Source organism: Nocardia sp. NPDC046763, assembly GCF_040645495.1.
GTDB lineage: Bacteria > Actinomycetota > Actinomycetes > Mycobacteriales > Mycobacteriaceae > Nocardia.
On the sequence record NZ_JBEYYI010000019.1, the window covers coordinates 160,828 to 170,833 of the forward strand.

Here is a 10,006-nt window from a genome sequence, read left to right on the forward strand (position 1 = left end):
GTTCCTCGTGACAGGCATGACCCCCGTCGCACTGGATTCCATCCCGTGCGCCCGTGAGATTTTCCGGGACCTGGATTCCGACGATTCCGCCTCGGTGCTCTATCTCGTCCGGGGCCGTTCCGGCACCGGAAAGTCCACCCTGCTGGGCGCCGTCCGGGCGCGGTTGCGCGCCCGGGGCGTCCCGCACACCGACAATCCGGCGCACGCGCTGCGCGCGTCGGCCCCGGCCCGCGCGGACGGCTACAACGGCAACAACAGCCGCGCCCGCGGCGCCCTCATCGTCGACGACGCCCACGCGCTGGGCCAGGCCGAATTCGACCTGCTGTGCGCCGCAGCCGAATCCGGGGAGTACCCGGTGGTGATCGCGCTGCGCCCGCGCCCGCACGATCCCCGGTTGCGGGGCCTGACCGATATGGTGGCCCGCCGCGGCCGGGTGGTCGATCTGCGCGCCCTGGGCGCCACCGAGATCGCCCCGTTCGCCCGCGAACTGGGCATGATGGTGCCGCGCGGGCTGGCCCAGCACATCCACCGCCAGACCGGCGGCATCCACGGCGGTGTGGTGGCCGCGCTGACCGCCGCCTGCGCCACCCGCCTCGACGCGGGCGTGACCGCGGTGGACCAGGCGGTGACGGCCTGGGCCCGGGCGCGTCTCGACGACGCCGATCCGGACCTGCTGGACGCCCTGGTGGTGGCGGCCATCGGCGCGGGCCTGGACACCGGCGAGCTCACCGAGGTGCTCGACATCGCCCCACCGGCCGCCCAGGATCTGGTGGACCGGGCCCGGGGCAGCGCCCTGGTCACCGATGCCGATCTGCTCCTGGCCCCGGCCGTCCCGCCGCTGCGCACCCTGGTCGGCGACCGCCGCTTCCTGACGGTCGCCCGCCGCCTGCTGCACGCACGCCTGGACGCCGGACTGCTGCGCGACCACACCGCGCTGCTGCTCGCCGAATCGGGCGTTCGCGACGAGCGGCTGGCCGAATTCCTCTGTGCCGCAGCGGAACGCGCCGGTGACGAGGCCGTCCGGCACTACGCGGCCGCGGCCGCCGCCGGCGCGGATCCGGAGGCCCTCGCCGTGCGCTGGGCCGATGCCGCCGCCCGGGCCGGGGATGGCGACACCGCTCTGCGCCTGGCCGAACCCACCCTGGCCAATCCGGCGATCCCGCTCGCGGATCTGGCTGCCGCCGTACGCATCTGCGCCGGTGTGTGGACCCGGCGCGGCCTGGCCACCCGGGCCGCCCAGCTCTACACCTGGCTCGGCCCCACCCGGGTCGGTCCGGACTGGGCGGTCGCCGCCACGGTGCTGTCGATGTCCGGTGATGCCCAGGGCGCACAGGCGCTGTCGGTCAATGCCGCCCAGTGGCCGCTCACCGAGGCCACCGCGCGCGCGGCCTCGATCGCCAATGCCCTGTTCGACACGATCGGATCGCCCAGTGCTCCTGGCGATTTCAGCGCGGCGACGCGCACCGATCGCGGGAACAGCCACGCCGGCGCCCCATTCCCGCCGCCGCCCAGGACTTTCGCCCCGCCGGCCGCCGGAACCGGCGCACCGGCCCGGGCCGCGAGCCCCACGGCCCGGCCCACCGGCGACCGACCGCGCCCCGAGGACACCGCACCGGCGAGACCCGCTGCGAGCGCCACGAATACCTTCGGAGCCGTCTCGACCCCGACCGGTTTCACCGCCGAGATGCGGGCCATCGCGCCGACAACCCTTGCCGTGCAGCGCTTCACCAGCCCCGCGCAGGCGCGGCGCGGTGCGGCCGTCACGGCGGCGTCCGCGCTCATCCACGCCGCACACTCCGGCCCGGCCCCCACCGATGACGGCGGCGATCGCTTCCTGCCGTGCTCGGCGGTGTCGATCGCGGTGCTGCTGTGCCTGAGCATGGGCGATCCGCGCCGGGCCGCGGACGCCCTGCGGCAGGGCACCCAGGACCGCGGCCCCAGCCGCGATCCGCAGAGCCTGGTGCTGGGCGCGTGGGTCGCCATGCTGGGCGGCGACGAGCATTCGGCGGCCACCCTGATGTCGGAAGTCGGCCTGGCGGAACTGGATCCGCGCGATCGGCTGCTCGCACACGGCGTGATCGTCGGCCTGGCGCGGCGCAGCGGCGATCACGCGGCGCTGGCCATGGCCTGGCAGCAGGCCTTCCCGCTGTTCGACGAGGTCGGCGCGGATCTGCTGGCGCTGCTGCCCATCGGCGAGCTGTGGCTGGCCGGCATCCGCCTGCGTGACGAGGCCCGGATGACCGCGCTGGTGACCGCCGCCGACGAACTGCTACGCCGGCTCGGTGAACCGCCCGCCTGGTCGAATGCCTTCCACTGGTACGCGATTCAGGCGGCCATCGCGCAGGAGAGTCCGGAAGCCCTGCTGCCGCACGCCCATCGGCTCAAGACCTCCGCCGCGGCGGGCGATCCGCAGGCCGCGGTACTGGCGGACGCGGGCCGCACCTGGGTGCTGGTGCTGCGCGGTCAGGTAGTGCGCGAGCAGGTGGAGGGCGCAGTGGCCCGGCTGGCCGGGCTCGGCTTGCGCTGGGACGCGGCCCGGCTGGCCAGTGAGGCCGCGCTGGCGGCGGGTGATTCCGCCACCGCGACCGCGCTGCTCAAGCTGGCGCGCACGGTGCGCGCGCAGGCTCGGCCGCCAGAGTCTCCGGTGCGCGCGCCCGAGCCCGCGGCCCCGCAGCCACGCCCGGAACCGATCACCGATACCGTGCTGAGCGAACGCGAACGTGAGGTGGCCGAACTGGTCCTATTGGGCTTGACGTACCGCGAGATCGGGGCCCGACTCTACATTTCGGCCAAAACCGTGGAACATCACGTGGCTCGGATGAGACGTCGAATCGGTGCCGGCTCGCGTTCGGAGTTATTGTCAATGCTTCGCGCCATGGGTCACGGTTCACTCCTCGTCTGACCTCGGCACGGAGAGCACCCGGACGCATCGAGCGAGGTAGAAGAGGATGGCCACTGGGGTGGGCCTGCGGATCGCGGACGACGAATCCGTCGTTGCCGTGGTGACAGGCGACGACGCCACACTCCCGGTGCACTACACCGTGCGCGAGTCGGTGCTGCACATGTCCGAGGACGGCGACGCCGTGCTCGGCGGCGACGCACCGGAGGGCTACAGCCATTCCATCCGGGGCTTCGTTGGCGCGGTCGGGGATCCGGCCGGGCTCGCGGTGGACGACGGTGAGGCGTACCGGGCCGAGGACTTGATGGCCACGGCAGTTTTCTGTCTGATCAGTCAGGCCGCCGAACATCTCAACGGTCCCGCCGAGTTCTATCTGGCCCACCCGACCGGCTGGCCCGACGCCCACGTGCGATCCCTGCGCGAGGCGCTGGACTATCTGGGCCTGAAATCGGTGGTGCTGGTCAGCGAGCGCGACCTACCCCAGGCGGACGCGGAGACCGGGAAGACCCTGGCCTACAACGCAGCCCGCGCGGCGCTGGCGGCGGTGCTGTCCACCCCGGCCGGCCTCACGCCGCCCGATGCCAGCGCGGCCACCGAGAACGCCGCCGACGTCACCGACGTGCTGCCCGCGCTCAAGTCCTCCGAACTGGCCCAGGCGTATTCGGCGGCGGTCCCGACCGTCACCACCGCCGAGCCGGCGGTCACCCGCGCGACCGCGGCGGTCGCGGTCACCCACGCACCGCGTGCCAATCGCGGCCCGTACATCATTGCCGCGGCGGCGGCCCTGGTCGGTTTGCTGCTCGGTGGCATCGGGGTGGCGGCCGTGTTGCGCACCGACGACTCCACCCCGGGCCCGCCGCGCGGCGAGGTGCGTTCGGAGCCGGTGGCCACCGCGGGGGTGGCCCCGCCGCTGCTGCCGCCGACCGGTTCGGACAATCCGACCGCGGCCGCGCCGCCCGCCGATAACGCGGACGTACCGGTCACCTCGGACCCCACGACCACGCCGCCACCGCCGACGACCACGCCGGACCCGTCGGCCACCACACCGAGCCCCACCCCGCACACCACGCCGCCGCCCACCACGACACGCCCGTATCCGCCGATCTACCAGTATCCGCCGGTGCCGACCTTCGAGCTGCCGCAAGCGCCGGTACTGCAGGATCCGTGGGGACAGAATCCGCGCTGATTTCGTAGAGACCTTCGGTGGTTGATGCCCTAAAGTGGTGCGCTGACCGACCTTCCGGAAGGTAACCGGATCCGGACCCGGGACATCGGTCTGCTGGTGCACTTACGAAGGGACTCCATGCGCAAGTTCATGGCGCGTCGCGCCACGGTTCGAGCAGCCACCGTCGCGTTCGCCTCGACCGTCCTCATCGGTCCCTTGCTCAGCACCGCCACCGCCGACCCGGCGTCCCCGGATCAGCTTGCCGCCGACAAGCTTCCGGCCGAGCTGGTCACCGCCATCCAGCGCGATCTGAAGATGACGCCCGCCGAATACCTGGACCGGGCCAACCAGGCCCAGCAATTGCGGGACTACGCAACGACTTTCCGCAGCCAGCGTCCCGACGACTTCGCGGGCGCGTGGCTGGGCACCGACGGCAAGCCGGTCGTGGCCGTCACCTCCCTCGATGCCGCCAAGATCGCCGCCGCCGACGGCTACCAGACCCGGCTGGCCCCGATCAGCGCCGACAACCTCGAAAATTCGGCCGATCAGCTGAACACGTGGATCACCAGCCTGCCGCGCGATCTGTCCAATGCCATCAACTCGGTCGCCATCGACTTCCTCAACAGCCAGCTGGTGCTCAGCGTGGCGAACACCCCGGCCGGGCATTTGCTGAATCTGCCCACGCTGATCGCCAATATCAAGGTGATGCTGTCCCCGGATTCCGGCGGCCCGGTCGAGCGGCGCCCCATGGGCGGTGACACCTATATCACCGCGCCGACCGCGCTCAGTGATTCGTCGCTGCGCAGCGTCGATGTGTGCTCGTTCGGCTTCAACAGTGTGGATTCCGCCGGAAACGCCCTGAACATCAGTGCCGGACACTGCAATCCGAATGTGGACAAGGGCACCAGCGCCGATGTCTACATTCCGAATGTGAAAAACCTGGTGTCCAGCCCGAAGGCCGGCAGCTTCGTCTCCTCGAATCTGGGCGGCCGCAGCGCACTCGACTATTCGGTCATCAAGCTGAACGACGACGCGGTGCGGGCCGGCATGGATCAGCCGTCGGTGCGCGGCGCCAATGGCACGACCCTGACCATCACCGGGGTGGCCGACCCGATCACCGGCGCGCCGGTTTGCAAGTCCGGTCAATCCTCCACCTTCACCTGTGGTTTCGTGGTGGCCGACCGGGTCGAGACCCAGTTGTTCACCTCCGAGGGCCAGTCCAAGACGGTGCGCGGCTTCGCCTCCAGCGCCTGCACCCTGGGTGGTGACAGCGGCGGCGCGATCGTGACCGGCACGCTGGCGCTGGGCATCACCAGCGGCTCGAATGCGGCCGACGCACCGAACTGCAACGAGGCCAATACCGCGCTGGCGCAGTATGGTGGTACGGCGTCGCTGGGTATCCCGGTGCGCGCGATTCTCACCGAAATCGACGCCAATTCCGACGGCGGCATCGGCAGCGGAATTCAGGTCCGGACGCGTTCCAACGCGTGATGATTCGCGGCCCGTTCCAGCGGGCCGCGAAAATCGGACACCCCTCTCATTGCGCGTGTTCGAACACGCCCGCTGTTTGCACGCCGAATACCGAAACGTCATCTCACAATAAGTAGGCATAACGGGCCCGACACCATATAGTCGGGGCCATGCTCCTGCCACGTATGCGATTCTCCATGCCAGCCGTGGGCCGCCGCCCACGGTCCCTTGTCCGTACTGCGGCGATCGCGGCCACCACTGTGCTCGTCGCCGGACCCCTGGCGGCGAGTGCGCACGCGGAGCCCGCGGCCCCCGCGACCCCGGATCTGCCGGCCGAGCTGGTCACCGCCATCACCCGCGACCTGAAGATCTCCCCGCAGGATTACCTGCAGCGCGCCGACACCGCGCAGAAGGTGGCAACCTTCGCCACCACCGCCCAGCGGCAGTTCCCGGGCGTCTTCGGTGGCGCCTGGCTGGACGAGACCGGCAAGGCCATCGTGGCGCTGGCCCCCGGCGACAGCCTGGACCAGGCCCGCAAGGCCGTGACGGACGCCGGCTTCACCGCCAAGGACGTCGCCAAGAGCGAGACCACGCTGCGCGGTGAGAAGAACGCCTTCCAGCAGTGGCTCAAGGACCAGCCGGAGTCCGTGTCCAAGGCCATCCGGGGCGTGGCCATCGACACCCTCAACAACAGCATCGCGGTCCGGGTGGACAAGCCCGACCTGCCGCTGCCCGGCTTCGTGGACCCGGCCCGTGTCATCGTCATGACCGCCCCGCCGGTCGGCGGCGAGGGCCAGGACGTCCCGAAGGCTTCCGACATCGCCGGTGCCGGCCCGCAGACCATGGCCGCCGGCCAGGCCTACGCCTCGGTGGCCGGCCGCATGTCGCTGCGCTGCTCGCTCGGCTTCAACGGCATCGACGGCAACGGCAACGTCGTGAACATCACCGCGGGCCACTGCAACCCGAACATCTCGGCCACCCCCGGCGCCAACTCGCCGGGCGTCTACCAGATGGTCGGCGGCGAGAGCCTGGGCCCGCAGGTCGGCGCGTTCCAGAAGTCGGTGCTGGGCAACGAGGACTACTCGATCATCGGGATCAGCGACCAGTACCGGGACGCCTTCTCCAACCCGCTGGTGAACGTCCCGGGAGCGGCCCCGGTCAACATCACCGGCGTGGCCGTGCCGGTGGTCGGCGCCCCGGTCTGCAAGTCGGGTGCGCGCACCGGCTTCAGCTGCGGCGTGGTGAACGCCGTCGACCAGACCGTCCAGGTCGGCGACCGCCTGCTCACCCAGTCCTTCTCCGCCAATATTTGCGCCCTGCCCGGCGATTCGGGCGGTCCGCTGGTGACCGGCACCCTAGCCCTGGGCATCTCCAGCGCCTCCTCGGTCGCCGACTACCCGATCTGCGAGATCCCGAACCTGATCGGTCTCATCACCGGCAACACCCCGCAGCTGTTCGCGCAGCCGGTGAGCACCGTGCTCTCGGACAACCCGGGCCTGCGCGTGCGCACCCTCTGATCACAGCACCCTCGGAAAGGCCGGTAGCCCAACCGCTACCGGCCTTTTCGCATTCCGGGGTACGGCGGGTGTGCCCTCGGGTGGCAGCGCAGGGGCGGCGGGCGGGGAGCGGGCGGGGAGCGATCGGGCGTGGTCGCGGCGACCCCCGGTCGGGCATGCTGGGGGTTATGTGTTTGGTGTTGCTCGGCTGGCGGGCGCATCCGGAATACCGGTTGATCGTGGCCGCCAATCGGGACGAGTTCTTCACTCGCCCAACGGAATCGCTGCGGCCCTGGGACGAGGTGCCCGGTCTGCTGGCGGGCCGGGATCTGGGTGCGGCGGGCCCGGTACCGGGTACGTGGCTGGGCCTGCTGTCGGATCGCCACCGCTTCGCGACGGTCACCAATGTGCGCCGGCCCGGCGACTTCCGCCCCGATGCCCGCTCCCGGGGCGCGCTGCTGATGGATTTCCTGCGCGGCGATCCGGTGCCGGAGAAGTTCGTGCGCGACGTCACCGCCGCACCCGACGACTACAACGGCTACAACCTGGTGGTTTCGGATCTGGAAACGCTGTGGTGGCACAGCAATCGGAGCGACCGGACCCCGCGCGAACTCGCGCCGGGCTTCCACGGCCTGTCCAACAATGCGCTCGCCGGCTCCCTCGAACCCGACGACAGCGTGTCGACCGGCACCGGCGATCCGGCCTGGCCCAAGGTCCGCGAGGGTGTGCGCGCCCTCGCCACCGTGGCCGCGGCCGATCCGGGCGATGTCGAGAGCTATCTGGACGTCCTGGCCGACCGCACCCCCGCCGCCGCCTCCGAGTTGCCGGAGACCGGACTGGACCGGCTCACCGAACGCGCTGCCTCCGCACGCTTCGTCGATCATCCCGTGCACGGAACCCGCTGCAGCACAGTTCTTCTGGTGCGTGAAGACGGCAGCTACGTAATGACCGAGCGCACCTTCGCCCGCTTCGCCCGCCGCCGCGACACGGTGACGTCCACCGGCCACCTCGAACTGCCGGCGTGACCGGTCCGACCCCGCCCCGGAAACGTGTTCGGCCCGCCTCCACGAGTGAGGCGGGCCGAACGGTCTAGCGTGCGGAGGCCAAGGCCCCCGTAGTTCTCAGTTCTGCGTGACCGATGCGGGAGCAGCGGCAGCGGCCGTGGTCGGCGCCCACTTGGTGGTGCCGTCCGGAGCCTGCAGAGTCTGCAGCAGGTCGATACCCGCGGCGACCAGGGTCGGGCCACCTGCAGCGATGGTGCCGAGGATGCCGCCGATGCCGGCACCCGCGACCAGGCCCGGGACACAACCGGCCACGATGGTCACCACGCAGCCGATGAGCGCGCCGAGCGCCGTGCCCACGAAGCTACCGATGCCGATGGCCAGGCCGAACTTGGTGGAGAAGTCGCTCATCGCCGACTGGTTCTCCGACGCCGAGGCGATCGGCTTGGCGGCGAGCACGGTGGTGCCGGGCTGGAAGTCGGCCGGCTTCTCCGGGACGACCTCGAGCACCTTCCCGTCGTCCTTCACGTCCGATGTCACCGGGATGTCGGTGCCGGCGGCGCTGAACTTCAGGGGGAAGGAGATAAGGGTGGCGCCCTGCTGATCCTTGACGTTCACGATCGTCTGCTTCGGGTCCTCGGGCGTCGCGCCGTCCTGCTGGGCGAGCTCGAAGGTGCCGTTCTTCAGGGTGGAGACGATAGTCTTGCCGTCGACCAGCTTGGTGGAGTAGTTGATTCCAGCAGGCTGTGCGGGAGCATCGTCGGCGTGGGCGGTCGTCATCCCGATGGTCATTGCGCCGATGACCAGGGCAGCAGCCGCAGTGGTACTGCGAAGCTTCATTCGGTTGGTATCCAATCCGTCATCAGGTATATCCGCTGTGCGCCTCTTCGCCACGCGAGGCCCGGCTTCCCTCGGGCCATGCCACGCGCTAGGACGAGTCCTCCCCGAGCATGTGAAGACGCGCACAGCTGTCGGACAGCGTGAGCCTAGTCGATCACCCTACGATTTGCGAGATTCGTTTCTTTCTGCTGGACACGGGGTTTCGAAGTAAGCCTGCCCTTGGTTACCGCACCGATTTGCCGGGATTTACGGTGTGGGAAACCCTGGACAGTTAAGTTACCGACGGGTAACTTACCGTCCATTAGGATACGGGCAACTCGAGGCGGAACCAGGCTGCCTCGCAAGACGCTCGTAGAACCGTAAGAGAGGTCGCGACATGAATGCCCTGACAGTGACTCTGGGCACGATTGGGGCGGTGTTCACAGTCTTCTGTTGGGCATCGTTCATCGGAGGCGTGCGGAACATCGCGCGCACCGTCATGGTCGGGCAGTCCGCACCCGATCGCTGGCGGCCGTTCTTCCCACGCTTCAAGACCATGATCGTGGAATTCCTCGCGCACACGCGCATGAACAAATTCCGCACGGTCGGCTGGGCCCACTGGCTCGTCATGATCGGCTTCCTCGCCGGGTTCATCCTGTGGTTCGAGGCGTACGGCCAGATCTTCGACCCCGAATTCCACTGGCCCATCGTCGGATCCTGGGGCATCTACCACCTGACGGACGAAATCCTCGGCATCGGAACGGTGGTCGGCATTCTGGTGCTGATCGTCATCCGCCAGCTGAATCACCCGCGCGTGCCGCAGCGGCTGTCCCGGTTCAGCGGTTCCAGGTTCGCGCCCGCGTACGTCATCGAGGCGATCGTCCTGGTCGAGGGCCTGGGCATGGTCTTCGTGAAGGCCGGCAAGATCGCCACCTACCACGAATCCCACACCTGGAGCGACTTCTTCACCGAGCAGGTGGCCAAGCTGCTGCCCGAGTCGATCGCCCTGGTGTCGATCTTCGCGTTCATCAAGCTGGTCTCCGGCGCGACCTTCCTGCTGCTGGTCGGCCGCAATGTCACCTGGGGTGTGGCGTGGCATCGGTTCGCTGCGTTCCCGAACATCTATTTCAAGCGTGAGGATGACGGTGGTGTCGCT

At 69.8% G+C, this 10,006-nt stretch carries 6 protein-coding genes and 1 pseudogene; 6 read left to right on the top strand and 1 reads right to left on the bottom strand.

Annotation, left to right across the window (positions count from 1 at the left end; translation table 11 throughout):
* The first annotated feature begins 16 nt into the window (after positions 1–16).
* From ABZ909_RS28150 to ABZ909_RS28170, 5 genes are all read left to right on the top strand, one after another.
* Positions 17–2,902 carry a LuxR C-terminal-related transcriptional regulator gene (locus ABZ909_RS28150; RefSeq protein ID WP_357005119.1) on the top strand — a complete coding sequence of 962 codons (2,886 nt, stop codon included), beginning with the start codon at positions 17–19 and terminating at the stop codon, positions 2,900–2,902.
* 46 nt (positions 2,903–2,948) lie between these two features.
* Entirely contained in the window at positions 2,949–4,085 is a 1,137-nt protein-coding gene (locus tag ABZ909_RS28155; RefSeq protein ID WP_357005122.1) for a hypothetical protein, read from the top strand.
* 117 nt (positions 4,086–4,202) lie between these two features.
* Positions 4,203–5,555, top strand: a complete 1,353-nt coding sequence (locus ABZ909_RS28160) for a S1 family peptidase (protein WP_357005125.1) — start codon at positions 4,203–4,205, stop codon at positions 5,553–5,555.
* A gap of 149 nt (positions 5,556–5,704) precedes the next feature.
* Positions 5,705–7,051, top strand: a complete 1,347-nt coding sequence (locus tag ABZ909_RS28165; protein ID WP_357005128.1) for a S1 family peptidase — start codon at positions 5,705–5,707, stop codon at positions 7,049–7,051.
* Positions 7,052–7,218: 167 nt separating this feature from the next.
* Positions 7,219–8,055, top strand: coding sequence for an NRDE family protein (locus tag ABZ909_RS28170; protein ID WP_357005131.1), 837 nt, complete (start codon positions 7,219–7,221; stop codon positions 8,053–8,055).
* 96 nt (positions 8,056–8,151) lie between these two features.
* Here the strand turns inward: ABZ909_RS28170 and ABZ909_RS28175 are convergent, their stop codons facing one another.
* Positions 8,152–8,871 carry a hypothetical protein gene (locus tag ABZ909_RS28175; RefSeq protein WP_357005134.1) on the bottom strand — a complete coding sequence of 240 codons (720 nt, stop codon included), beginning with the start codon at positions 8,869–8,871 and terminating at the stop codon, positions 8,152–8,154.
* A gap of 376 nt (positions 8,872–9,247) precedes the next feature.
* Here ABZ909_RS28175 and ABZ909_RS28180 point away from each other — a divergent pair.
* Positions 9,248–10,006, top strand: a pseudogene (locus ABZ909_RS28180) (Fe-S oxidoreductase); the annotation flags it as partial.

Excerpts from the sequence above, each read along its gene's own strand:
- ABZ909_RS28160 (WP_357005125.1), top strand. The coding sequence starts at position 4,203 with ATGCGCAAGTTCATGGCGCGTCGCGCCACGGTTCGAGCAGCCACCGTC.
- ABZ909_RS28175 (WP_357005134.1), bottom strand. The coding sequence starts at position 8,871 with ATGAAGCTTCGCAGTACCACTGCGGCTGCTGCCCTGGTCATCGGCGCA.
- ABZ909_RS28155 (WP_357005122.1), top strand. The coding sequence starts at position 2,949 with ATGGCCACTGGGGTGGGCCTGCGGATCGCGGACGACGAATCCGTCGTT.
- ABZ909_RS28170 (WP_357005131.1), top strand. The coding sequence starts at position 7,219 with ATGTGTTTGGTGTTGCTCGGCTGGCGGGCGCATCCGGAATACCGGTTG.
- ABZ909_RS28165 (WP_357005128.1), top strand. The coding sequence starts at position 5,705 with ATGCTCCTGCCACGTATGCGATTCTCCATGCCAGCCGTGGGCCGCCGC.
- ABZ909_RS28150 (WP_357005119.1), top strand. The coding sequence starts at position 17 with ATGACCCCCGTCGCACTGGATTCCATCCCGTGCGCCCGTGAGATTTTC.